Here is a 26083-nt window from a genome sequence, read left to right on the forward strand (position 1 = left end):
AATTAACCCCACCAGTGGCGCCATCAGCTTAACCGCCGCGGGGGTCACAGCCTTTACCAATAATTTTGAGGCTCTTTCAAATATCCATAATATTGTAGTGACAGCAACAGAAGCTACTGGGTTTGGTGCTCAAAAATCTACAGATGTTAACGTTATGTTGTCAGAGGACAACGTTAATGAGTTACCCATTGCCGAAAGTTTTAGTATTGATGCTGACAATTTAATAACAGTACCTGTTATTTTCGATTCAAATGACGTTGCTTTGGACCGTATTTCGGACGAAGATGATGACTTTAATAGTGTTAAATTGAATGTGATGATCACATCGTTACCAACCAATGGCACTTTGCTTTACACAGAACAATCAGGTGATACTAGAGTGCTGACTGCGTCAGATCTTCACACAATTGGTCAGTCAGTTGATAATGAAAAATTATTGAATCCAGATAACATCAGCTATATCCCCGGTGCTGGTCCTTCATTTGAAATAGGCTATAGTGGTGATCCTGCTAATATTATGCTTAATAATGGTTTTTTCGGTTGGGGTGTTTATGTCAGTGATACAGAAAGACTGATAACTTTAGATAATGGTAATACTGTTGGAGTGAGTATTACTGGTAATAATGGCAAGCCGCTGAAACAGTACACAGGTAACGGTGGACATGTTGGTTGGGGGATTGGTGATACAGATGGTTCAGGTATGAATAAACAAGAAACCCTGATCATTGATTTGTCAGGTAATCCTCTTGATGTTGTGACATTTGGTTTGGATGGGTTAGGCGGAGCATTTACGGCCAATAGTAACGTTTATGTCGAAGTGACTTATACTTTTGTTGATAATACGACTCACGTTGAGCAATACCAAAAAGATCCAGGCCATACGGGCAACAGTCAAATTTTGTATGATTTTACCTATTCATCACCAAACAACCCTATAGTGTCTATGGAGCTTACATCTACAGGTGGTAGTTGGGAGCTTAGGTATCTTTCAGGAAGCCAACAAATAACAGAAGATGTAACTTTTGATTACATAGCAGTAGATTCTAATTCTTCAGTGAGTAGTGAAGCTACAGTAACTATTGATGTTAATGATTCTCCTCAATACGGAGTGATACCAGCTGTTAATGAGATAACTGCACAACTCGGGAATCAAATTTTGTTAGGTGATAGTAGTGATAATGTATTTAAGTGGCTAGACTCTACGTTAGATAGTGGTACTGACGTGATTAAAAACTTTGATCTTGGAACTGATTTGCTTGATTTTAGAGACATCTTAAATGATAACGATGTTGAAGTTGCAGACTTGATTAATAATATTGAACTTTCTGTTGATGAAAATGATGTAGTCTTAACAGTCAGTGATGACGGTACAGATCAAACTGTTATTCTAGAGGGGGTAATATCTTCATTTGAAGCTGCAGGTTTGATTGTCAATGATACTATTGTGAATGAACTCAATACGCTTACTCAAATTTTGAAAGTTGACAGTTGATTTAGCGTCTAGGGCTCTACACATTTACCATTTTTGAATAAAGCGCATAATTTTTTTGTTCGAATGTAACAAAAATCTTGCTTAGAGTTTTTAATATATGGTATTTTCGCGCGCAATCTCGGATCTGTCTTAACTTTGATACACTGGGGGATACGCGTGGTAAATATTCAGGCTGAGTGTTTCTCACGTAGGGTAGGTATCGACAAGTTCTTTTGTCGATAGACGGGATACTATTGTCGCCAACGCGGCATGTTGATGGGAAACCCAACATTGAACACACATAAAAAACACGCACTAATCAGCTTTGTTCTTCCTCAATGCCCTGTATTACAAAACAGTAGCATTACTGAACCTTGATTGTCTCTCGATAAACTACAGCCCATCTAAACGATGGAATACATTCGCATTTTCGTCATTTGATGGATCTGATGCGAAGGGATCACTGTATCTGTTATTCCGCTCTATGATTATAGAGGATATACAGAATATCGAAGGAGCTAGTCATGAGCACTGCCTTTGAAGTCGATAATTCGTTGAATGATAACAATATCGCAACCCCATTTTTGTCACAAATTCCAGCTGTTAACGGAGTCTACGATCTCACTCTAGATACTGTTTTACAGGAGCAAGAGGATCATGAATCTGCGGTACGTTCATATCCTCGCCGTCTGCCTATTGCAATTAGGCAAGCCTATGGCGCACTTGTTGAAGATACTCGAGGACAGATCTTCTTAGATTGTTTAGCGGGTGCTGGTACGCTTGCTCTTGGCTACAACCATCCAGAGATTAATCAAGCACTAAAACATCAGCTTGATTCAGGCCTTCCTTATCAGACTCTGGATATTACTACCCAAGTAAAGACACATTTTATCCAGTCAGTAAAACGCTTTCTTCCTCAAAAATTGGGAGAAAATTGTGTTATTCAGTTCTGTGGCCCTTCAGGTGCCGATGCTGTTGAAGCGGCGATTAAACTGGCTAAACAAACGACGGGAAGAAATACCATGTTTGCTTTCCGTGGTGCATATCATGGGATGACGAATGGTACTATGGGAATGATGGGCAATTTAGGTACCAAAGCTCGCCGAACAGGTTTGATGTCTGATGTCCACTTTATGCCATTTCCATATGATTTGCGCTGCCCATTTGGCTTGGGAGGTGATGAGGGTGCGCGAGCTGGTATTCGTTATATTGAACGTTTATTGAGCGATGATGAGGCTGGGATTATGAAGCCTGCAGCTATAATTGTCGAACCTGTTCAAGGTGAAGGTGGCGTTATTCCAGCTCCTGTATTCTGGCTACAAGAGCTTCGTCGAGTTTGTGACGAGCATAATATTCTATTGATTTTTGATGAAATCCAATGCGGAGTTGGTAAATCTGGTTACAATTTTGCTTTTGAAGAGGCAGAGATAGTCCCTGATATTCTGTGTTTATCGAAAGCAATTGGTGGCGGTTTACCCATGTCTTTGCTTGTAATAAATAAAAAATATGATACTTGGCTGCCCGGTGAACATACGGGGACTTTCCGTGGCAATCAATTAGCTATGGTATCAGGATCTAAAGCGCTTGAAATTATTGAACGAGATAACCTTGTTGAGCATGCCAATATTGCAGGTCAATATTTACGTTTAGGCTTGGAACATATCCAAAAGCGTGTTAGTTGTATTGCCGATGTACGCGGTAAAGGTTTAATGTTGGGTGTTGAAATTTGCAAACCCAATCAAGAGCGAAACAAATTTGGTGAACCCGCATCAGATGGAGATCTCACTTTAGCTATTCAGCGAGCTGCACTTGAAAGAGGGTTAATGGTTGAAAAAGGTGGACGCGATGGCTCAGTCATCCGCTTCCTGCCTCCATTAATCATTACTTTTGAACAGATTGACTTTGCTTTGCGTGTTCTTGAGGAAGCTATTCTCGCATCTGGCGGTAAAAATCAGCATACGAAAGAGTTCAATCAAAGCTGGAAGAAATACTTTATTCAGACTGGTTCTGGCGAATTAGAGAATGACGAATTTACTAAAGTCATGAATCATACTAATGCGACGATGAAAAAAGTGTTTGAGAAGGTTAGTGCGCCATATTCTGGTATCGATCCCCAGCGACTTGAGCAAGAGATCAACGCTGTTGATCTTAATAACCAACAATCAACTTTGATTGATGTAATTGGCCATACTGCTGAACTTGTTGCTAAGAATTCAATTTTTACTCAGCACCCCAATTGTATTGCTCACCTTCATACTCCTCCATTAATGTCTTCAGTAGTGGCGGAAACGATCATTGCCTCATTGAATCAGTCTATGGACTCGTGGGATCAGGCTTCAGCTGCAACTTATGTCGAACAGAAAGTGATTAGCTGGCTTTGTGATAAATATGAATTGGGTGAAGAGTCTGATGGTGTTTTCACCAGTGGTGGGACTCAGAGCAATCAAATGGGCTTAATGTTGGCTCGTGACTGGATTGCGGACAAAGTATCTGGCCATTCAGTTCGTCAACTTGGGCTTCCTGATTATGCAGACAAACTGAGAATTATTTGTTCGGATAAATCGCATTTTACCGTACATAAGTCAGCATCTTGGATGGGGCTTGGCGAGCAATCTATTTTGACCGTAGTAACAACTCCAGATGGCACCATGGATATCACCCAACTAGAAAAAGTAGTTTTAGAGGCAAAATCGGATGGCCTGATCCCATTTGCTATTGTGGGTACGGCGGGTACGACTGATCATGGTGCAATTGATGATTTGAATGCCATTGCAGATATAGCTGAAAATCACCAAATGTGGATGCATGTTGATGGTGCTTATGGAGGGGCTCTTATTTTAAGTAGTCACAAAGAGCGCTTATCAGGCATTGAACGAGCACATTCTGTAAGTGTTGATTTTCATAAACTATTCTATCAAACCATAAGCTGTGGTTCTTTATTGGTTAAAGATAAGGCTAATTTTAAGTACTTACTTCATCATGCTGACTACCTTAATCGAGAACACGACGACTTACCAAATTTGGTCGACAAATCAATTGCAACGACTAAACGATTTGATGCGCTGAAAGTATTTATGACGATGCAAAATGTTGGCCCTGACACGCTAGGAGCTATGTATGACCATCTTCTAGAGCAAACTCAGATGGTTGCAGAGTTAATTAACCGAGAAGAAAACTTAGAACTTTTATCTAAGCCATTATTGTCGACCGTGTTATTTAGAGTCAGTAATAAAAGCTCCGCAAATTTAAATGAGTTGAATAAAGTTGTACGACTAGAGGCTTTAACTCGTGGTGTCGCTGTATTGGGTGAAACTATTGTTGATGACAAAGTAGCACTCAAGTTTACGATTCTAAATCCGTGTTTAGTTATGTCCGACTTTGAATCTTTAATTTCAAAAATTAATAAACTAGCTAATGAACTAGTATAACTTAGGTAATAGAAAATTATGGCAATTTTACAGATTGGTGCAGGTGGTGTTGGCTGGGTAATAGCACACAAAGCAGCGCAAAATAATAAGGTGTTGGGCGATATTACGATTGCCTCACGAACGGTGAGTAAGTGTGAAAAAATCATTGCTTCAATTGATAAGAAAAATAACTTACAAGATCCAAATAAAAAACTTACAGCGCGTACAGTCAATGCAGACGACGTAGATGCTCTCGTTACTTTAATTCAAGAAGTCAATCCAGACTTGGTTATTAATGCTGGTCCTCCTTGGGTTAATATGACGATTATGGAGGCTTGTTATCAAGCAAAGGTGTCTTACCTAGATACATCTGTTGCCGTAGATTTATGTTCTGAAGGGCAGCAAGTACCGCAAGCTTATGATTGGCAGTGGGGTTACCGTGAGAAGTTTGTTGAGGCAGGAATCACTGGGATTTTGGGGGCAGGTTTTGACCCAGGTGTTGTTTCGGTGTTTGCAGCATATGCAATGAAGCATTTGTTTGATGAGATCGATACGATTGATGTTATGGACGTAAATGCTGGCGATCATGGTAAAAAGTTTGCTACTAACTTCGATCCAGAAACTAACATGCTGGAAATTCAAGGTGACTCTTTCTATTGGGAAAATGAACAGTGGAAGCAAGTTCCTTGTCACTCTCGAATGTTAGAGTTTGATTTCCCATTAGTTGGTAAGCATAAAGTTTACTCTATGGCTCATGATGAAGTGAGATCAATGCAAGAGTTCATACCCGCTAAGCGGATTGAGTTCTGGATGGGCTTTGGTGATCAATACCTTAATTATTTTAACTGTATGCGAGATATTGGGTTGCTAAGCCCTGAGCCACTGACCTTACATGATGGGACTAGTGTTCAGCCGTTACATGTTCTAAAAGCACTGCTACCAGATCCGACATCTCTTGCTCCTGGATATATAGGCAAGACGTGTATCGGGACTTGGGTACAAGGTAATAAGGATGGTAAAGAACGTAGCGTGTTCATCTACAACAATGCTGACCATCAAGTGGCGTATGAGGATGTAGAACATCAGGCCATCTCTTATACGACAGGTGTGCCTGCTATTACAGCCGCATTACAGTTTTTTAGTGGAAAATGGGCGGACAAAGGTGTATTCAATATGGAGCAACTTGATCCGGATCCATTTTTGGAAACCATGCCTGAAATTGGCCTTGATTGGCATGTTCAGGAATTGGACGTTGGGCAACCAGATATTCAAATTTTGAAATAATTCTAAGTCCAATTATTTACCCCAAAGCCGGTACTGAGTTATCGGCTTTATTCGATTTTATGGTAATTAGAAATGCAAAAAAGTGAATTAAAAACACCTTATTTTATGATCAATGAAGCCAAATTGATTGAGAATTTAGAACAGGCGAAGAAACTAAAAGAGATATCAGGCGCTAAATTGGTATTGGCTCTTAAATGTTTTTCAACTTGGGGGGTTTTTAATATCATTAAACCTTACTTGGATGGTACTACCAGCTCAGGTCCGTATGAAGTCAAACTTGGATATGAAACGTTTGGTGGAGAAACTCATGCTTACAGTGTGGGTTACAGCGAAGACGATGTTCGCGAGGTGGCAGACATTTGTGATAAGCTGATTTTTAATTCGCATAGTCAGTTAGCAGCTTATCATCATATTGTTGAAAGTAAGGCGTCAATTGGTCTTCGAATCAATCCAGGTGTTAGTTATGCAGGTCAGGACTTGGCAAACCCAGCAAGGCAGTTTTCTCGTTTAGGTGTGCAGTCGGATCATATAAATCCAGAAGCATTTAAAAGTATAGATGGTGTAATGTTCCACATGAATTGTGAGAACAAGGACGTGGATGCTTTCGTTGATTTGTTAGACTCAGTCTCTGAAACGTTTGGCCAATATCTAGATAAGCTATCTTGGGTTAGTTTAGGAGGTGGGGTATTCTTTACATGGCCGGGTTATGATATTGAAAAGTTAGGTTTGGCTCTTAAAGCTTTTGCACAAAGGCATGACATACAGGTTTATTTAGAGCCAGGCGAGGCGATAATTACCAATACAACTGATTTAGTCGTGACTGTGGTTGATGTTGTTGAGAATGGTATGAAAACGGCTATCGTTGACTCAGCAACAGAAGCACACCGCTTAGATACCCTGATTTATAATGAACCTGCATCTGTGCGAGAAGCTTCAAAGAGTGGTATTTATGAATATGTGATTGGGTCATGCTCGTGTCTTGCAGGCGATCAGTTTTGTATTGCCAATTTTGATCAGCCACTTAACGTTGGCCAGCGGTTACACATTGTAGATAGTGCTGGATACACCATGGTAAAGCTTAACTGGTTTAATGGCTTGAGAATGCCCACCGTGTATTGTGAGCGTTCAAATGGCCAGCTCCAAAAACTTAATGAGTTTGATTACTCAGACTTTAAGCGCTCTCTATCACAATGGAGTGTAAAATAAAGCTTAAGTATAATGGGTAGCAGTATAGAGCTACCCTAGTTATGACTCAACAATGACACGAATTTCGACACTAAGGGCTTCCAAATCTTTTACCACATCATCGATGATAATATTTTTAGGAATGCGAATAGCCATAGTAGAGGTGAACAAGCTTGAACTTATTCCACCGCCATCTGCAATAAAAACCCGCTGACAATCCATATCCAATATATTGATACCTTGTTGATCAAGCGTATGACTAATTTCGTTGACGATACCAGGTCGGTCGGTAGAGTCTAAACGTAGTTTATAGGTGGTTTCAATATTGTGGTCGTGGTTTTTAGATTCACTAAACTTAACAAGCAGGTCCTTGTTACTACAAAAAGCATTTTTAACTAACTCTTCGTTTTCCTGTGGTAATTCTACTTTTATTACAGCAGCAACTTGATTTTCAATAAAGTTCACTTTACTTACAAGCCACTTTCCGCCCTGTTCATGGGTAATACTAGCGAGCTGCCTGATTATTGCAGGTGTTGCCTTCCCTGAAAAACTGACGATAAAGATACTGTTCATAAAACCACCTGAGTAAAAACCTATCTCATCTATATAGTGTGATTGTAGAATTCGCTCGCAAGTGGGGGTTGATTTAGGTCAATATTTGAAGTCGAATTTATCTTATTTGACAAAAACGCCGTCTAATAAAGATATATATCACACCACTTAACTAGATAAATGATTGATCTGATTTTGGTAAGAATTTTCATGATTTTTCTGGTGATATTTACATTGGAATTGGCAATGTGAATTAATTGTTAAATTCCAATTAAGGATGATGATATGAAGTTGTCGGCACTAGGAAGAGTTTTTATTTCGCCACTCTATAATAAGGACTTAGCTGAGAGAAAACTTGAGGTTTTGTCTGTTTCACAAGCATCGGAGCACGGCAAAAGCCGCTCTGTTTCTCTACCATCCTTCAAGTTAGAGATTTTGCCTGAGAGTTGCCATAAACCTGTACAGCCAGAATTATTGAACATGACTTCGCCCGATAAATCAGCTTCAAAGAGCCAAGCGTATGAACTTGCGATACATGATCATCAAGAAACAGCAGCGCTTAAAAAACAAGCTGAAAGTAAATCATTAGATGGTATAAAGCGCTTATTGGTTATCGGTGATAGTCTATCGGATTCAGATGGACGTATGAAGTCAAAGACGTTGGGTATTATGCTGTCTTCGAGGCAGTACCATGAAGGGCGCTTTACGAATGGGTTTGTTTGGCCAGATTTTATATCCTCAGATGCTTACTTAAAAAAACATATCAAAGATAAAAATGTGCGCGATAACTTCAAATTATTCAATTATGCAGAGGGTGGGGCAGTCACAGCACGTTATTCAAAGCTGGACCCTACGTTTATTCTTATTTCCCATATGAGTCGGCAAATCCGAAAGCATGAAAAAAAGGAAGGATTTAAGGAAGGAGATATGGTGGTGCTATCGCTCAGTGCTAATGACTATATGACTTTTTCCAAGCGGGACATTAGAAAGGTTATGAACTGCTACCGAAATCAAATAACCAAATTGGTGGAGTCAAAAGGAGTAAAGCATATTCTTGTTACTGGTGTACCTGACTTGTCAACGACAGCCTTAGCGCAGAGAAAAGGGCAAGATTACCAACAGAAGATGGCAAAAATATCTCATGAGCATAATACGGAGATGCAAGCCATGTTAAATGAGATGAATGAGAAATATAAAGAAAAGAGAGTAGCAATAAAGTTTTTTGATTTTGGTGGAGAACTGAACAAGTTGATGGCAATGGCAAATAAAGTGGGGTATGACACAGTGACAGAAGAGCAAGCTGGTTATGTTGATTTACGGCGTTACTTTGGATTTAAAGGGAGTAGCCAGACATTTGATCCGGCACATCGGCGTGTATTTCATGATCAAGTTCATCCTAGCCAAGAAGTTCACCAAATCCTTGCTTCACGTATGTGTGACTTCATTGTCAAAGAATTTGGACAATGAAGTCACAGAGTCTTATCTAATATTTTATTTTATCTGGCTTAAATGCCCAATGGTTATTTCTTAGATGAGTTGAAGGGTAATTTACTATTCAGCTTAACTAGGATACATATCAAAGCTCGCAATATTGATGGTTTTTATTGAGTCTAAATTGTTGTGGTGTGAGATCAAAATAGGACTTAAATGCTTTAATATAGGAAGAATCATTCTTGTATCCAATGTTGTCTGCAATAACTTGAATGGGTAGCTTTTCGTCTAATAATGGCAGAGAGTATATAAGCCTTAAGTGTTGTCGCCAGCGTGGAAATGAGGTGTTGAACTCCTTAAAAAATAGCCGAGACAAGGTTCGCTCTGAAGCGCCAACTTTATCTCCCCAAATTTTCAGGGACCAGTCTAAGGTCGGTTTTTCTGAGAGTTGGTTAAAGATAAACCTTAGCCGTCTATCTTGGGGTAATAGCAACTGAAACGTCATCACTTCATCTGTATAAACCTGATCGTGCAATACATCGAGTAAACGAAGTATATTCTCGTGCATATTTTTATATGAGTATGTCCTACGTATTTCTTGTAGAAGCTGTTTAAGGAAGGGCGTTAGATATAAGGTCCTTAATCTGTTTTTATAGTCTCTGCTAAACGCAGGGTTGATATAAATGCCAATAAAAGTTGTGTCAGATAAAGCAATAGATTCATGCTCTAGAGTAGCCGGTACGAATAAAGCTGAAGTATGAGGCAGCAGGTATTGATAGTTATCGGACTGTGTTTGCAGTAACCCTTTAATCGGAAAAATAATTTGATGCCAGCTATGGTGGTGCATTTTGTCTACATATCCTTTAGGCATTTCTATCGTTTTAACTAATACTGGACAGTTAGGCTCCCTAGCGATGATTTCATTGGCAGGCAATAGACTTATATTCTGTAATTCTTGGCGGCTTGGCACGATAAGATGTCCTAATATCTCTATCTCGTCATTAGTTGAAGAGGTTAGCATAGTATTGTTAAACATCACAGGGGCGGACTATGCATATTCAATTTGTTATTCACGAGGCTTTTGAGGGACCTGGCTATTTCGAATACTGGGCGCTTAGGAACGGTTTTAAGACCAGTTATACTCGTCTTTATTGTGGGGATAGATTACCCGAAAATGTTCTAGGATTTGATATTTTGATTGTATTGGGAGGCCCTCAAAATCCATCAACGTCTAGAGATAAAAGTCCTCATTTTGATGCGATTGGAGAGAAGAAACTGATCAGTGAGGCAATCGCGCACAACAAAACGGTTATTGGAGTTTGCTTGGGCGCTCAGCTTATCGGAGAAGCTTTAGGGGCTGATTATACTACAAGCCCTGAGCCTGAAATTGGGTCATTTCCTATAACACTTACGGATCATGGGATAAATGACCCCCTACTTAGTAAGTTTAATGCTGAAGAAATGGTCGGTCACTGGCATAGTGACATGCCAGGCTTAACTAAAAATGCTGAAATACTGGCGTTTAGCCAGGGCTGCCCTAGACAAATTGTTCGTTATTCTCCATTAGTTTATGGTTTTCAGTGTCACCTCGAACTGACACCTTTTGAACTTCCTGATCTCTTAGAAAACAGTCGTGAATTGTTCAAAAATCGTAATGACCACAAGTTTATTCAATCTGAGCATGAAATTCTCGATATGCAAACTTCCCGGATGAATCATCTGCTCGAAAGTTTTCTCGATGGATTGGTTGAAAAATATTTGCAGAAGGGGATAAAGTGAGAAGAGTTTAATACTTATGTGATCTAAATATTCTCCTGAAGATGAGTATCAAACACAAATTTTTTATTCAGGTCGTGAAACTAGGTAGCTAAAGAGCACAGAAGGCAGTGTAGAAGTCCTCGCTGTCTTACCCAACTATGAGGCTGTTATCAATCGTTGAGCAACGAATTTTATTGAGGGAATCATGCGAGAGTTAGGTAGAGTAAACTCGGTACATATTGGCAAGGCTGTAGACTTTGCTTATGGAGCACGGAGCGCAATTGACAAGCAGATAGTTGATGGGCGTCATTACGTATCTTTCTTAGGACTCAGAGGTGATGAACAAGGAGATTTACGTGTTCATGGTGGAGTGGAAAAAGCGCTTCATATTTATCCCAGCGAACACTATGTGCAATGGATTAAAGAACTTGGCGAACGGGCTATTTTTCATCATATTGGGGCATTTGGCGAAAACATCAGTTCTACAGGCATCACTGAGAAAGACATATGCTTAGGTGATAAAATATGTATTGGTTCGGCAGTATTAGAAGTTTCTCAAGGCAGAATGCCTTGTTGGAAGCTAAATGTCCGTTTTGATCAGAAAAATATGGCAAAGCGGTTACAGGATTCTTTAAGAACTGGGTGGTATTTTAGAGTTATTCAAGAAGGTGAAATTGGTCAAGGTGATAAAGTGATTTTGTGTGAAAGGCCTTACCCAGATTGGCCACTCTCTAGAATTATGGGGTTGATATTCGAGGGCTGTCTTGAGGTTACTGAGTTACGAAAACTTGCTCAATTACCTTTGGTAGAGTCGTGGAAAAAACTTGTCCTTCGTAGGGTTAATGACCATGAACTTGAAGACTGGTCACCTAGATTAGAAGGGCCAAGTGTCAAACGAAAATAATTATGAAGCTAGTATGCCTATTAGTAGGCATACCTTACAATTGAATCAGTATCTAGAAAGTGATTTTCATTTCTACACCATAAAAGATGTCGTCATAACTAGCGCCTGAGTCGATTGCAAATTTAGCCGCATCTTGATTACCAAACCAAGGTTTACTATTAAACTGGAATTCTGCTGACCCCCCCCATGCGCTGCTTACCCAACCATGGATATGACCAACAGGATTAAGGAAGAACAAAGTCACACCGCCCATTGTTTCAGAACCCCAGACTTCACCACCACTGGCGACAATATCTTGCTCGGCACCAAACATCATCTCACCTACGACGGCCCCAAAGAAAGGTGTAATAAAAATATCTTGCCATGATGGGACTTCAGCAAATGCTTCAACACCGTATTCCCAAAAGAAAGTGGATAATGTCGCGGAGTAAAGGAAAGATTCGAATTCATTAAAACCAGCATGACGAGCTGCAGTGTAGTAAACGCCACCAAAGTATGGGTGCATGACATAGTTAAGAAAGTGGTCATCTCTGTCCCATTTAGGCCCTGAAGTGACATTATCTTTCCATTTAGAACCTAGACCACTTAAATCCCGATCTTCTTCATCCCACTTGGTAATTGATTCAGGAAGTAACGTCATTAAGCCTACAGTCGCAACACTGAGACCCAAAATAGTGTATGTTTGACCTTTAAGATAGTCCCAGTCTTTTTCATTTTGTACTGTGAGGTACTTGGGTAACTCAGGCTCTTCAAGCTTTAATTTACTTTCAGTCAGGCCTAAGTTATAGGTGCTAAGGGTTTTGTATGAATATGGGCTGTCGAAAAGGCTATAGTCTTGTGTGCTTTCTGTTGTGTATGAGAACTCGATACCCTTGGGAGTTTCGTAGATATCGGCATTTGTATAAGCAGAAGCCGATAACATCAAAAGTGTGATGCATTTTTTGTACACGGATAAACTCCACAGTATCGTTCTTAAAATGTCCTAGTTCATGATTATCCAACAAAGTAACTGGAATGAAAACCGTAACTTGTGCTAATTAAGTAAGTAATACTCTTAGCTACACTCAAACTATGACGGTGGTCGTCTATTATTGTTGTCAACTATGAGTAGAGACTCTGAATTTAGATATCATAGTCTGTATGCTTTCAGAACTAACATCAACATAGATAAGAAATACTCTGTGGAGTTGATGGGTTACCAAAGTGGTTCAAGATTTCCAAGAAGGAAAATAATTATGTTGAAAATAGCGATGTTAAGCACTGGTGAAGAGATACTCCATGGGGATATCGTTGATACTAATGCGGCTTGGTTATCTGGACAGTTTTTCAAGTATGGATTTTCTTTGTCGAAGCGTTCGACTGTCGGTGACAGTATGTCGGCATTGGTAGAAGAGTTGATGATGCTGAGTTTCAACTGTGACATCGTGGTGGTTAATGGTGGGCTGGGGCCTACAACGGATGATATGAGTGCTGAGGCAGTAGCACAGGCAGCAGGTTTAGATTTGGAACTTTATTCACAATGGATGGATAAACTAGAGAAGTTTTTTGCAGATCGCGGCATGGACATGCCTGAGAGTAATCGTAAACAAGCCATGTTACCTAAAGGAGCCGTTATTATAGATAACCCAATCGGTACTGCCTGTGGGTTCTCACTTAGCTTTAATGACTGCGACTTCTATTTTACACCGGGCGTTCCAAGTGAATTTCAACTGATGGTTGAGTCGCAAATTTTACCTCAACTGACTGAGCGTCATAGTGATATTGTCGGGTATGATTGTAGTAAATTATATACCTTTGGTCTGTCGGAATCTTATCTGTCGGATACGCTAGATAAAATTGATATGCCAGAAGGCTATGTATTAGGTTATCGCTCTCACTTGCCTTATATCGAAGTAAAACTATTTGGTCCCAAAGGCGATATTGATAATAGGGTTAAATTTCTAAAAATGATCCATAGCCTTATAGAAGCTAATGTTGTCAGTGTTGATGAGTCGATGGAAGAGTATGTTGCCCACCTAATTGTCGATAGGGCTCAATCCATTTCTACGGCAGAACAATCAACCTATGGACATCTTGCTAGGTGGTTAAATTCTAGTTATGAGGCGGCCTATTATTGCGAACACGGATGGGTTTTGGGGGAAAGTATAGATGTGGGTGACAATAACAATGATGCCTTGGCTGCCATACTAGCGCTTGCGGGAGCCACTAAAGAGAAATGCCACACTGGTATTGCACTTGCTACTGGGAAAATGAGAGAACAAACATTCTCTGTGGCTATTGCTACTCAAGAGGGAGAATGGGGACAAACATTAACCTTCAATCGGTCGTTAACTCGAGATGATCAAGTGACAATTATCACTACAGTTACCGCTGATATGCTTAGACGTTATTTTCTTGGTAAAGATATGTTTCCAAACTACGGTTCACTTCTCCGGAATAAAGAGATCTACGTCCCTAGAGAGTTTATCGGTGATACATAACCTTATATGTATCCGATAGTCTAATCTGATTATTCTGTCAAACGGCTACTGTATAGCATACAATGATAAGTGAATGAATATGTTTCTTATTTCATGAGTGCGTTGGTAAATATTTCTTAGAATAAAATCGTCTATAGCTTAAAGTGATGATTTTAAATAAATGGCAGAAGAGCGCCTCAATTGATACGTGCATTTGCTGGGATAGTGCTTAAAATGAAAGTTCGTCAGAGGTTTTACCTAGAGAGGTTAGCATGAGCCAGCATTCGCGGATTGTAGTGTGGTATCAAGTTGCGGGCCAAAAAGTTGTGCTAGGAGAATCACTTAGTGAAGGTGGGCAAGATGTCATCTCGATTTGGCTCAGTGTTCCGGAGGAGGAAAATCAAGGGAATTCATTGGGCTATCGCTTGTCCCTATTTGATGATGGTGGAAGAGAAATTGCTAGCAAATCAGTGTCTATGCTGACTGCAGATGAATTTCTAGCTCGTATTAAAATTCGAGTTTAACTCAAACCATTCAAAAAACCCGGCATGGTTAGCCGGGTTTTTGTTTTGAATAACTATGCACTTTTGTCTTTTAAAGTATAGGTGACATCTTCAATTTCTATATCTGTTTTTGCTTTGCAAATACAAGGCAAAATCTCATCATCTTGAGTATATGCCATAGCAAAACCAACGTACTCTATCTCCCCCTTGGCTAACTTGCAGCGGCAAGACCCACAGTGTCCATCTCGGCAGTTATACTCAGGTATTATTCCTGCCTTTTCCATTGTTTCAAGAATGGTATTGGATGGATTTGACTGGATAGAAGTAATACCGTTGATTTTAATATTGGGCATTATAGTTCGAAGTCCTTAAAGTCATCAGCTTGAACATCGCTATCGATTTGGCCAACTAGATAAGAAGATATTTCTGCTTCTTGTGGTGCAACCTGGACATTGTCTGACGACAACCATGCATTAATCCATGGGATTGGGTTAGATGTTGCTTCAGGATAAGCTATGCCTAAACCAACGGCTTGCATGCGAATATTAGTGATATATTCTACGTATTGGCAAAGGATGTCTTTATTAAGGCCTATCATAGAACCATCTTTAAACAGGTACTCAGCCCATTCTTTCTCTTGTTCAGCGGCTGCTTTAAACAAGTCGAAGCATTCTTGCCTACATTCTTCCGCAATCTGCATAAATGAGAAGTCATCTTGACCATTACGTAAGATATTGATCATATGCTGAGTACCCGTAAGATGAAGAGCTTCATCACGAGCGATCAGTTTAATGATTTTTGCATTGCCTTCCATGAGCTCTCGTTCGGCAAAGGCAAAAGAACATGCAAAGCTGACGTAAAATCGAATCGCTTCTAGTGCGTTTACCGACATAAGACAGACGTACAGCTTTTTCTTTAGATCGTGCAACTTAACTGTGATTTGTTCACCATTCACAGAATGAGTGCCCTCACCATAGCGATGGAAGTCATTTGTTAACTGAATCAAGTCATCGTAATATTGCGAGATATCTTCAGCACGCTTAAGGATATGCTCATTCTCAACGATATCATCGAAAACAATCGCAGGATCGTTGATAATGTTACGTATGATATGAGTGTATGAACGCGAGTGAATAGTTTCAGAGAATGCCCAAGTTTCTATCCAAGTCTCGACTTCCGGCAGTGAAACCAAGGGTAGTAAGGCTACATTTGGGCTACGCCCTTGAATTGAATCAAGCAGAGTCTGATATTTTAGATTAGATATGAAAATATGCTTCTCGTGTTCAGGTAGCTTGTTGTAGTCGATACGGTCACTAGACACGTCTACTTCTTCTGGACGCCAGAAAAATGAGAGCTGTTTCTCAATGAGCTTTTCAAATATTTCAAATTTTTGTTGGTCATAACGAGCAACATTAACGGATTGACCTAAGAACATTGGTTCTTTTAATTGGTCATTTTTATTTCGGTTAAAAGTACTGTAAGCCATGATGCCTCAATCCCTTTTAAGCCCCTCGTTAGAAGGGCAGATAATCTGTTAATTCTTTCTAATCACAAAGGCGATTAGAGGTTATATTTTACAACCACCGCCAGCGCAATCATCATCTTGCTCTTGAATAGCGTCTTTTTGGTCATCACTCGCACCATCACGAGTGTTGTGATAATAAAGCGTCTTTACACCATACTTATACGCAGTTAGCAGGTCTTGTAGTAGTTTTTTCATCGGGACCTTACCTTTATCAAAACGAGTCGGGTCATAGTTAGTGTTTGCAGAGATGGCTTGGTCAACAAATTTCTGCATAATTCCAACTAAGTGTAAATAACCATCATTAGAACCGATGTCCCAAAGCAGTTCATAGTTTTCCTTGTATTTTGTATATTCAGGCACCACCTGTTTTAGGATGCCGTCCTTAGATGCTTTAATTGAAACATAGCCTCTAGGCGGCTCAATTCCGTTGGTCGCGTTGGAAATCTGAGAAGAAGTTTCTGATGGCATTAAGGCTGTGAGTGTTGAGTTACGAAGTCCATGTAACATGATTTCTTCGCGTAATGTATCCCAATCGTAGTGTAGTGGCTCATCACAGACAGAATCGACGTCTTTTTTGTAAGTATCTATTGGTAACAAGCCTTTCGCATAGTTAGTTTCACCAAATGCAGGGCACTTACCTTGCTCTTTCGCTAACTCCACAGAAGCTTTTAATAGGTAATATTGCATTGCTTCAAAAGTGCGGTGAGTCAAACCACTTGCACTACCATCAGAGTATTTGACCCCATTTTTAGCTAAATAATACGCATAATTTATGACACCGACACCTAGGGTTCGTCGATTCATGGTCGACCTTTTCGCGGCTGGCAGAGGGTAATTTTGGTAATCAAGTAGGGCGTCGAGCGCTCTTACTACCAAATCCGACAGCTCTTCAAAATCATCAAGAGACTGAATTGCACCAAGATTAAATGCAGAAAGAGTACACAATGCAATTTCGCCAGATTCATCCTCAACATTAGTCAATGGCTTAGTAGGTAGTGCAATTTCTAAACATAAATTTGACTGACGTACTGGAGCGACTTTAGGATCAAAAGGACTATGAGTATTACAATGATCTACATTTTGAATATAGATACGACCAGTTGAAGCTCTTTCCTGCATTAGAATAGAGAAGAGTTCAATAGCTTTTACGGTTTCTTTTTTAATCGACGAATCGTTTTCATATTGAGTATATAAACGCTCAAATTCATCTTGATCTTCAAAGAAAGCGTCATACAAGTTCGGAACGTCTGAAGGTGAGAATAGAGTAATGTTTCCGCCTTCAACCAGACGCTGATACATAAGTCGATTTAGTTGAACCCCATAGTCCATGTGGCGTACACGGTTTTCTTCTACTCCTCGGTTGTTTTTCAATACCATTAAGGCTTGAGATTCACCGTGCCATAGCGGGTAGAAAACGGTTGCTGCACCACCCCGGACACCACCTTGAGAGCAGCATTTAACCGCTGTTTGGAAGTATTTATAGAATGGAATACAGCCAGTATGAAAAGCTTCTCCTCGTCGGATCTCTGAGCCTAGAGCACGGATCCGTCCAGCATTAACACCAATACCAGCTCGTTGAGAGACATAGCGAACTATGGAGCTTGCTGTGGCATTGATAGAGTCTAAGCTATCACCACATTCAATTAATACACATGAGCTAAATTGACGCGTTGGGGTGCGCACACCGGACATAATTGGTGTCGGCAAGGAAATTTTGAATGTTGATGTTGCGTCGTAAAAACGTTTTATATAGCTAAGACGCGTCGATTGCGGGTATTTTGCAAACAGACAGGCTGCAACGAGAATGTAAAGGAATTGAGCACTTTCGTATATCTCACCTGAGACGCGATTTTGAACAAAGTACTTACCCTCAAGCTGTTTAACGGCTGCATAGGAAAAATTTAGGTCACGTTTATGATCGATATAAGTATTGAGTTCGTCTAATTCTGATTTGGTATAATCTTGCAATATATTCTGATCATATTTACCCAAATCGACTAGACGAGCGGCATGATCGTATAGCTTCGGCGGTTCGTATTGACCATATGCTTTTTTACGCAAATGGAAAACAGCGAGTCGTGCAGCAAGATATTGATAATCTGGTGTTTCTTCTGAGATTAAATCGGCTGCTGACTTGATAATTGTTTCATGAATATCTGACGTCGTGATTCCATCATAAAACTGAATGTGAGCGCGAAGTTCCACTTGAGATACAGAGACATTGTCTAAGCCTTCTGCAGCCCAGGTGATTACTCTGTGGATCTTGTCCAGATCAATACTTTCTTTGCGTCCATCACGTTTAGTAACGGTGAGTTGTTGGTTCATTCTGCTTAATTTCCCTAACAAAACTGATAAAAGCCGTGTTTCTATGCAAATTGCTTCAAAAACGTTACAGCTTTGTGATCAAAGTCTATCTACATATTGTAGTGCAAACACAACATATAGGGGTACATTGCTATTCGACTTACAAGATAGTGCTATCTAGAAAGCTTTTCAAGTTGAAGAACTTGGATGACTTGTGGATAACTAACAAAATTGAAAATTTCAGTAAGTGGGTACTAACCGATGGAGATAGGAACCAATTGATTGTAAAAAATTGCTATTTTGGGATTGGTTTATTAGTAACCATATTTAAAAAAAAATTCCTTGATCTTTCGAACATTCTGAGCGTGAATTCTAAGTGCTCATTTTGGAACCAAAACAGTAAAAATAACCTTGAAATAAAAACAAAAACGGCAGCATGTGTGTGCTACCGCTGTGAGCATATCGTATTGGCGCTTGATGGAGACTTGGTTAAAACTTACTGGTACAGACTATGTAGTTGACGTCCACGTTTGTTCCAAGTTTGTAAGTGTCAGTGATGGGGTTGTACCTTAAGCCAGTTATTCCCACCTCAGTTAAGTCAGTAGTATCGATCATTTTAAGCAGTTCAGCAGGCCGAATAAATCTATCGTGATCATGAGTGCCTTCAGGCACAATACGCAGCAATTTTTCAGCTCCCACTATCGCAAATAAATACGATTTAAAATTACGATTGAGTGTTGAAAAAAACACATTCCCGCCTGGTTTAACTAATGCAGAGCAAGCAGTAATAACAGAATGGGGGTCAGGCACATGCTCTAGCATTTCCATGCAGGTAACAACATCATATTTACCTTGGTTTTCTTGTGCATGATCTTCAATAGTGCTTTGAATATAAGTGAGCTCTGTTCCTGTTTCGATCGCATGTAGCCTAGCCACGTCCAAAGGTTCTTTACCCATGTCTAAGCCCGTAACTATGGCACCTTCTTTCGCCATACTTTCAGCTAAAATACCGCCACCGCACCCTACATCAAGAACTTTCTTACCAAACAAGCCACCAACATTATCCAAGACATAATTCAAGCGTAGCGGATTGATTTGGTGAAGAGGTTTGAATTCTCCTTCCTTATCCCACCAGCGCGAGGCCATATCTTCAAATTTTTTAATTTCATTTGGATCGACATTTTTTGCAAGAGTCATAAGTGGTGTCTTTTCTCAGTAACTTCCATGAATAGGATAATATTATACTCTCTAACTGACTACACTCCATAGCTTGGGAGACTTTTCTGATGGAGTGGTGAAAATCTAGCCACTAAATCAGCGAGATAAAATAACAGTGTTTAATTTCTCAGCGTTTGATTCACTACCAAGCTCACAACCTGATAAAAGGTGAGGGAAAGTAATGCCGAACTTGGCATTTGTGTGTTATATTTTTGCGACTTAAACGTATTGTACATACGATCTATAAATAGAGGGATATTGGCTCTATGAGCGATCTAGCTAAAGAGATCACGCCCGTAAACATTGAAGATGAGCTAAGAGGTTCATACCTTGACTATGCGATGTCCGTTATCGTTGGTCGTGCTCTTCCAGATGTGCGTGATGGCCTAAAGCCTGTGCACCGTCGCGTATTGTTCGCGATGAATGTATTGGGCAATGACTGGAATAAACCATATAAAAAATCTGCCCGTGTTGTGGGCGACGTTATCGGTAAATATCACCCCCATGGTGATAGTGCAGTATACGATACGATTGTACGTATGGCTCAGCCGTTTTCACTGCGTTATATGCTTGTTGATGGTCAAGGTAACTTTGGTTCCATTGATGGTGATTCAGCAGCGGCAATGCGTTATACCGAAGTTCGAATGTCAAAAATTGCTCATGAGCTTTTGGCTGACCTCGAAAAGGAAACCGTTGATTACGTACCAAACTATGATGGCACTGAGCAAATCCCTGCGGTTTTGCCAACCAAGGTTCCTAATCTACTAGTCAATGGTGCTTCCGGTATTGCGGTAGGTATGGCAACCAACATCCCTCCACATAACCTTAGTGAAGTGATTGATGGCTGTTTTGCCTATATCAATAATGAAGATATCACTATTGATGAGTTGATGGATTATATTCCAGGCCCTGACTTCCCAACGGCTGCGCTAATCAGCGGTCGTAAAGGTATAGTTGATGCGTATAAAACGGGTCGCGGTAAAGTTTACATGCGCTCCAAAGCCAGTGTTGAAGCTGACAAAAACGGTAAAGAAACGATCATCGTTACTGAGATCCCTTACCAAGTTAACAAAGCTCGACTGGTTGAAAAAATTGCTGAGTTAGTTAAAGACAAGAAAGTTGAAGGTATTAGTGCACTGCGTGATGAGTCTGACAAAGACGGTATGCGCATTGTTGTTGAATGTAAACGTGATGCTGTCGGTGAGGTTGTGCTAAACAACCTTTATACGCATACTCAATTGCAGACTACTTTTGGTATTAATATGGTTGCGCTGAACAATGGTCAGCCACAACTGTTTAATCTCAAAGAGATGATCAAGTGCTTTGTTGATCATCGCCGCGAAGTGGTGACTCGTCGTACTATCTTTGAACTGCGTAAAGCTCGTGATCGCGCTCATATCCTTGAAGGCCTTGCTCTTGCACTGGCCAATATTGACGAAATTATCGAGCTTATTCGGCGTGCACCTTCACCTGCTGAAGCGAAAGCAGGCTTAGTTGCCCGTGGTTGGGATTTAGGTAATGTTACGACCATGCTTGAGCGTGCTGGTACAGATGCCGCTCGTCCTGATTGGCTAGAGCCTCAATTCGGTATTCGTAACAACCAATATTTTTTAACTGAGCAGCAAGCACAAGCTATTTTAGATCTACGCCTTCAAAAATTGACAGGCCTAGAGCATGAGAAAATTCTTGATGAATACAAACAGCTTCTAGAAGAAATTGCTGAGTTGATGCATATTCTGGCGAGCACTGAACGCTTGATGGAAGTGATTCGTGAAGAACTAGAAGCGGTTCGCAATGCCTTTGGTGATACACGTCGTACTGAGATTACTGCGGCTATCCATGATATCGATATGGAAGAGCTTATTGCTCGTGAAGATGTTGTTGTGACACTGTCTCATGAAGGCTACGTTAAGTATCAGCTGCTTCGTGACTATGAGTCTCAACGTCGTGGAGGAAAAGGTAAGAGTGCAACTAGGATGAAAGATGAAGACTACATTGAACGTCTTTTAGTTGCTAATACTCACGATAACATTTTATGCTTCTCCACTCGTGGTAAGACTTACCGCCTTAAAGTTTATCAACTGCCACAAGCATCGCGTACTGCTCGTGGTAAGCCCATTGTCAATGTGTTGCCTTTGGAAGAGAATGAACGCATTACGGCCATTTTGCCCGTGAGTGAATTTTCCCCTGACAAGTTTATCTTTATGGCAACAGGTGATGGTACCGTTAAGAAAACCTCTTTAGATCAATTTTCTAATGTTCGTTCAAATGGCCTTATTGCAGTAAACTTGCGTGATGATGATTCGCTGATCGGCGTTGATATTACAAACGGTGAGAGTGATATCATGTTGTTCTCGAAAGCGGGTAAAGTGGTCCGCTTCACCGAAGACAAGGTTAGAGCAATGGGACGTACCGCTGCTGGTGTACGCGGTATGAAGTTAGCTAATGACGATCAAGTCGTATCACTGATTGTTCCTTCTAATGAAGGTGATATTTTGACGGTGACACAAAACGGCTACGGTAAACGTACTGAGTTGGCTGAATATCCAACTAAAGGACGTGCAACTCAAGGTGTTGTCTCAATTAAGGTTTCTGAGAGAAATGGCAGTGTTGTTGGTGCTGTTCAAGTCGAAGAAGGTGATGAGATGATGATGATCACTGACGCAGGAACCTTAGTCCGTACTCGAGTTGCAGAAGTGAGTCAAGTTGGACGTAATACCTTAGGTGTGACCTTGATTCGAACTGCTGCCGATGAAAATGTTGTTGGCCTTCAGCGAATTGATGAGATTGAAGAATCTGAATTGCTTCAGGATGAAGGAGAGGAGGCGAGTGCTAGCGTAGAGCTGACTGAGTCAGAATCAAATTCAGATAGTGAAGAACAGCAGTAATATATTTGCTTTATTAGAAAAAAGCCGAGCATTAAGCTCGGCTTTTTGTTTTCTATCATTCAATAGATTAGTTAATATACCCCTTCCGCTGGCAATCAGAAAAAATATTTAAGTGATCAGGAAAATCGGTCGCTTATATATAAAAGTTGCTAAGAAATGTAGCCATTATAGCGGCTCAAAAAATACTTTATTACAAATAGTTACAAGCAAGTGATATTTTAATAATATTACGTGCAACGAGAAAAATTTGTCGATAAAATTAAAGACTTCAGTCTATTCCTATATGAATATAAAAATCATGAAATTGTCTCTAAAACAAAAACTCATAGGTGCCAGCTTATTAGCTGTATTGCTAATGGCTGGAGTACTTACTTGGCTTTCCGCTGATCAGCTTTTTAAACAAACTCGTAATGGCGTTATTGCTAGGGCAGATAGCTTGACCAAAACCGCCTCAGAAGGTATTTCGGATTGGATTAAAATTCGTAAAGATATCGCCCAAGCATTTAATGGCAATGCCCAACAAAGTGATGTGGTACCTTTTTTACAACAAGCGCGCCAGGCTGGTGGGTTTGATGACATTTTCCTAGGCACGCCCAGGGGAGAGATGCTCCGTTCACATCCTGAGAGAAATCGTGCAGATTATGATCCTCGAGTTCGTCCTTGGTATCAAGATGCGAATAATGCCGGCCACCAGATTATTACTACAGCTTATCAAGACGCCATAACTAATGCATTGCTTGTCACTATTGCCGAACCCGTTCGTCAAAATGGCGCCTTTATTGGCGTAGTTGGGGCTGATGTGCTGATTGATCAGTTGATCAATGATGTGATTAATCTTGATGCAGGTGATAACTCTTATGCAATGCTTATTGATACCCAAGATGGAACATTTTTAGCGCACCCCAATAAAGAGCTGTTACTAAAACCCGTCTCAACTCTTGCAGGCGAGTTAACCATGGCTTCAATTACGCGATCGGCTAAAGAAGGTTCAATGAGTATTGTTGAACGTAATGGCCAAGACAAGTTTTACTTCTTCAAAAGGGTGCCAGGTACTGAATGGATTTTCGCTCTAGAAATGGACCGTCAAACAGAAGAAGCCAGTCATTCAGCATTACTTCAAGACTTGATACTAACAGCGCTTATCGTCACTCTTTTGGTTTTTGCTGTTGTCTCTTGGTTAGTAAACTTCTTATTTCGCGATCTTGGGCGGGTATCTAAGGCTCTTGAAGAGATTGCTTCAGGTGAAGGGGATTTAACGCAACGTCTTGAACCGAGAAGTGATGATGAAGTGGGTCAATTGGCAGAAAACTTTAACACCTTCGTTGGTCACATGCATGCTATGGTCTCAAAATTGAGCAAGGTCTCAGCATCCCTGTCTGATCAGTCGAAGCAAACGGCTTCACAAGCAGAAGAACGTAGTGCGCGGATTCGTTTGCAACAGGATGAAATCAACATGGTTGCGACAGCTATCAATGAAATGGCTGCTGCGACTCAAGAAATTGCGGGCAATGCAGATAACACCGCTCAGAATTCGACAGAAGCTGTGACGGCGTGTGTTCATGGTGGACAGAAGGTGGTACAAACGCAGAGTTCGATTCAGAATCTAGCGCAGGAAGTCGAAGTTGCCACTGAAGTGATTCAGGAACTTGAAGTGCATGGCAATAGCATCAGCACCATTCTTTCTACCATTCAAAACATTGCTGAACAAACAAACTTACTCGCATTGAATGCAGCAATTGAAGCCGCACGTGCAGGAGAGCAAGGACGTGGATTCGCAGTGGTTGCCGATGAGGTTAGAGTACTGAGTCAACGCACTCATGCCTCAACCAAAGAAATCCAGCAAATGATTGAAACATTACAAAGTACAACAGGCAAAGCAGTCACTATCATGAGTGATAGCCGCCAGTTGGCTGATACTAGTGTTAGCGATGCGGACTCTGCGGCAATTAGTCTTAATCAAATTCAGTCGGCCGTAGAGCAAATTAGTGATATGGCGACGCAAATAGCCTCTGCTGCGGAAGAGCAAGCCTCTGTGACCTCGGAAGTTACTCGCAATACCGTTGGTATACGAGATGTTTCTGATGAGTTAGCAGGTGAAGCGCACGACGCTGCTGCGCAAGCAGCCCAGCTTTCTGAGCTTTCTTACCAACTGGAGCAAGAAATTGGTCGCTTTAAGCTTTAACAACTTAGCTAAATAAAGCGATTAACTCAGAGTGTCTATATAAAGTGGCTTAACTAAGGGTAAGTTATGCCACTTTAGCTTTAACCTAAAATGGACTATGAGTCTCTTTTTTTACATTGAACTAACACTATTGAAAGGGCTTGTACTGTATTGTTAGAGCGATCGTAAGAATGAATGAAGTTTATGTTTAAAATTACTTTAGCGTTTTTAAGTGCTGCTATCAGCTTTCATGCTTTTGCATCGGATGATGTAGTAAAACCTCTCCAATTTAAAAAAATTACTAATAATGTTTTTTTAGTAAAATCTTTCCGTGAATTTAAAAATCTACAGGATCCAGATAAACCAATTTTAATGGACGCTAACTCATTATTGTATGTTGATGGAAAGGATGCGTATTTAATTGATACACCATGGAATGCATCCAATATGCCCCAACTGATGACGTGGATTGAAAACAAAGGTCTAGAGCTAAAGAAAACAGTATTTTCTCACTTTCATGAAGATCGAACCGGTGGTTTAGAATACCTACAAGCGCATAACTTTGAGACATATGCTTCTGTATTAACGAATACATTTTTACGATCTGATCATAAAAAAGCCACTAATCATCAATTTTCAGATGATAACTTTGTGCTGCTAGAAAATAAGATTGAAGTATTTTACCCAGGGGCTGGCCATACCAAAGACAATACGGTTATTTGGCTGCCAAAAGAGCAGGTTTTACTTGGTGGGTGTTTAATTCGAGCCGGTGAAGTTAACACTATCGGATGGACTGGTGATGCTGTTAAAAAAGAATGGGCAAACTCGGCTAAAAAAGTACTAAGTAAGTACCCTGAGGCTCGATTCGTTGTTCCTGGGCATGGCAGTGTTGGTGAGGGGACAGACAGTATTACCCATACTATCGGTATCGCAGAAGGTTTATAAATTCACTCCCATAGGTGCCCCCAATGGGGGGCTGTCATGTTTTCTGCCAAGGAATAAAAGCTAACCAGTACCGATTGGTTGACATAAC

The 26083-nt window shown here is 40.5% G+C and carries 18 protein-coding genes and 1 pseudogene; 12 read left to right on the plus strand and 7 right to left on the minus strand.

Annotated elements, in window-relative coordinates; genetic code table 11:
• From KO511_RS11720 to nspC, 4 genes and pseudogenes are all read left to right on the plus strand, one after another.
• Positions 1-1492, plus strand: a pseudogene (locus KO511_RS11720) (M10 family metallopeptidase C-terminal domain-containing protein); the annotation flags it as partial.
• 503 nt (positions 1493-1995) lie between these two features.
• On the plus strand, positions 1996-4899 hold the full coding sequence (locus KO511_RS11725; RefSeq protein ID WP_215987610.1) for a pyridoxal phosphate-dependent class III aminotransferase: 2904 nt from the start codon (positions 1996-1998) through the stop codon (positions 4897-4899).
• 18 nt (positions 4900-4917) lie between these two features.
• Positions 4918-6162 (plus strand): carboxynorspermidine synthase, encoded by a 1245-nt coding sequence (locus KO511_RS11730; protein WP_215987611.1) that lies wholly within the window; start codon positions 4918-4920, stop codon positions 6160-6162.
• A gap of 72 nt (positions 6163-6234) precedes the next feature.
• Positions 6235-7368, plus strand: a complete 1134-nt coding sequence (gene nspC / locus KO511_RS11735) for a carboxynorspermidine decarboxylase (protein ID WP_215987612.1) — start codon at positions 6235-6237, stop codon at positions 7366-7368.
• Positions 7369-7407: 39 nt separating this feature from the next.
• Here the strand turns inward: nspC and KO511_RS11740 are convergent, their stop codons facing one another.
• On the minus strand, positions 7408-7920 hold the full coding sequence (locus KO511_RS11740) for a glycine cleavage system protein R (protein ID WP_215987613.1): 513 nt from the start codon (positions 7918-7920) through the stop codon (positions 7408-7410).
• Positions 7921-8184: 264 nt separating this feature from the next.
• Between KO511_RS11740 and KO511_RS11745 the strand changes: the two genes are divergently transcribed.
• The gene (locus KO511_RS11745; protein WP_215987614.1) at positions 8185-9366 is read left to right on the plus strand and encodes an SGNH/GDSL hydrolase family protein; all 1182 of its coding nucleotides are present in this window, start codon (positions 8185-8187) and stop codon (positions 9364-9366) included.
• A 109-nt stretch (positions 9367-9475) separates the two neighbouring features.
• Here KO511_RS11745 and KO511_RS11750 read toward each other — a convergent pair whose 3' ends face one another.
• Positions 9476-10303, minus strand: a complete 828-nt coding sequence (locus KO511_RS11750) for an AraC family transcriptional regulator (RefSeq protein WP_215987644.1) — start codon at positions 10301-10303, stop codon at positions 9476-9478.
• A gap of 77 nt (positions 10304-10380) precedes the next feature.
• On the opposite strand from KO511_RS11750, the gene KO511_RS11755 reads away from it, so the two are divergent.
• Positions 10381-11109, plus strand: a complete 729-nt coding sequence (locus tag KO511_RS11755; RefSeq protein WP_215987615.1) for a glutamine amidotransferase-related protein — start codon at positions 10381-10383, stop codon at positions 11107-11109.
• Between the two features lie 184 nt (positions 11110-11293).
• Complete coding sequence (locus tag KO511_RS11760; protein WP_215987616.1) at positions 11294-11992, plus strand: MOSC domain-containing protein; 699 nt, start codon at positions 11294-11296, stop codon at positions 11990-11992.
• Positions 11993-12044: 52 nt separating this feature from the next.
• On the opposite strand, the gene KO511_RS11765 is transcribed toward KO511_RS11760, so the two are convergent.
• Entirely contained in the window at positions 12045-12941 is an 897-nt protein-coding gene (locus tag KO511_RS11765) for a DUF3943 domain-containing protein (protein ID WP_215987617.1), read from the minus strand.
• A 286-nt stretch (positions 12942-13227) separates the two neighbouring features.
• Between KO511_RS11765 and KO511_RS11770 the strand changes: the two genes are divergently transcribed.
• The gene (locus KO511_RS11770; RefSeq protein WP_215987618.1) at positions 13228-14472 is read left to right on the plus strand and encodes a CinA family nicotinamide mononucleotide deamidase-related protein; all 1245 of its coding nucleotides are present in this window, start codon (positions 13228-13230) and stop codon (positions 14470-14472) included.
• Between the two features lie 251 nt (positions 14473-14723).
• Positions 14724-14975, plus strand: coding sequence for a hypothetical protein (locus tag KO511_RS11775; RefSeq protein WP_215987619.1), 252 nt, complete (start codon positions 14724-14726; stop codon positions 14973-14975).
• Positions 14976-15028: 53 nt separating this feature from the next.
• On the opposite strand, the gene yfaE is transcribed toward KO511_RS11775, so the two are convergent.
• The 4 genes from yfaE to ubiG all read right to left on the minus strand — a co-directional run bounded on the left by yfaE (position 15029) and on the right by ubiG (position 19980).
• Positions 15029-15307: a class I ribonucleotide reductase maintenance protein YfaE gene (yfaE, locus tag KO511_RS11780; RefSeq protein ID WP_215987620.1), complete on the minus strand. Its 279-nt coding sequence runs from the start codon at positions 15305-15307 to the stop codon at positions 15029-15031.
• Positions 15307-16440, minus strand: coding sequence for a class Ia ribonucleoside-diphosphate reductase subunit beta (gene nrdB, locus KO511_RS11785; protein ID WP_215987621.1), 1134 nt, complete (start codon positions 16438-16440; stop codon positions 15307-15309). The genes yfaE and nrdB overlap by 1 nt, the downstream gene beginning before the upstream one ends.
• A gap of 81 nt (positions 16441-16521) precedes the next feature.
• A complete protein-coding gene (gene nrdA / locus KO511_RS11790; protein WP_215987622.1) occupies positions 16522-18804 on the minus strand; it encodes a class 1a ribonucleoside-diphosphate reductase subunit alpha in 2283 nt (760 codons plus the stop codon).
• A 468-nt stretch (positions 18805-19272) separates the two neighbouring features.
• Positions 19273-19980: a bifunctional 2-polyprenyl-6-hydroxyphenol methylase/3-demethylubiquinol 3-O-methyltransferase UbiG gene (gene ubiG / locus KO511_RS11795; protein ID WP_215987623.1), complete on the minus strand. Its 708-nt coding sequence runs from the start codon at positions 19978-19980 to the stop codon at positions 19273-19275.
• A gap of 287 nt (positions 19981-20267) precedes the next feature.
• Here ubiG and gyrA point away from each other — a divergent pair, with 287 nt between their 5' ends.
• The 3 genes from gyrA to blaALI all read left to right on the plus strand — a co-directional run bounded on the left by gyrA (position 20268) and on the right by blaALI (position 25995).
• The gene (gene gyrA / locus KO511_RS11800) at positions 20268-22889 is read left to right on the plus strand and encodes a DNA topoisomerase (ATP-hydrolyzing) subunit A (RefSeq protein ID WP_215987624.1); all 2622 of its coding nucleotides are present in this window, start codon (positions 20268-20270) and stop codon (positions 22887-22889) included.
• 298 nt (positions 22890-23187) lie between these two features.
• Positions 23188-25071 (plus strand): methyl-accepting chemotaxis protein, encoded by a 1884-nt coding sequence (locus tag KO511_RS11805; RefSeq protein ID WP_215987625.1) that lies wholly within the window; start codon positions 23188-23190, stop codon positions 25069-25071.
• A gap of 183 nt (positions 25072-25254) precedes the next feature.
• The gene (blaALI, locus tag KO511_RS11810; protein ID WP_252724340.1) at positions 25255-25995 is read left to right on the plus strand and encodes an ALI family subclass B1 metallo-beta-lactamase; all 741 of its coding nucleotides are present in this window, start codon (positions 25255-25257) and stop codon (positions 25993-25995) included.
• Positions 25996-26083 lie beyond the last annotated feature (88 nt).

The organism is Vibrio hepatarius (genome assembly GCF_018860525.1).
Lineage (GTDB): Bacteria > Pseudomonadota > Gammaproteobacteria > Enterobacterales > Vibrionaceae > Vibrio > Vibrio hepatarius_B.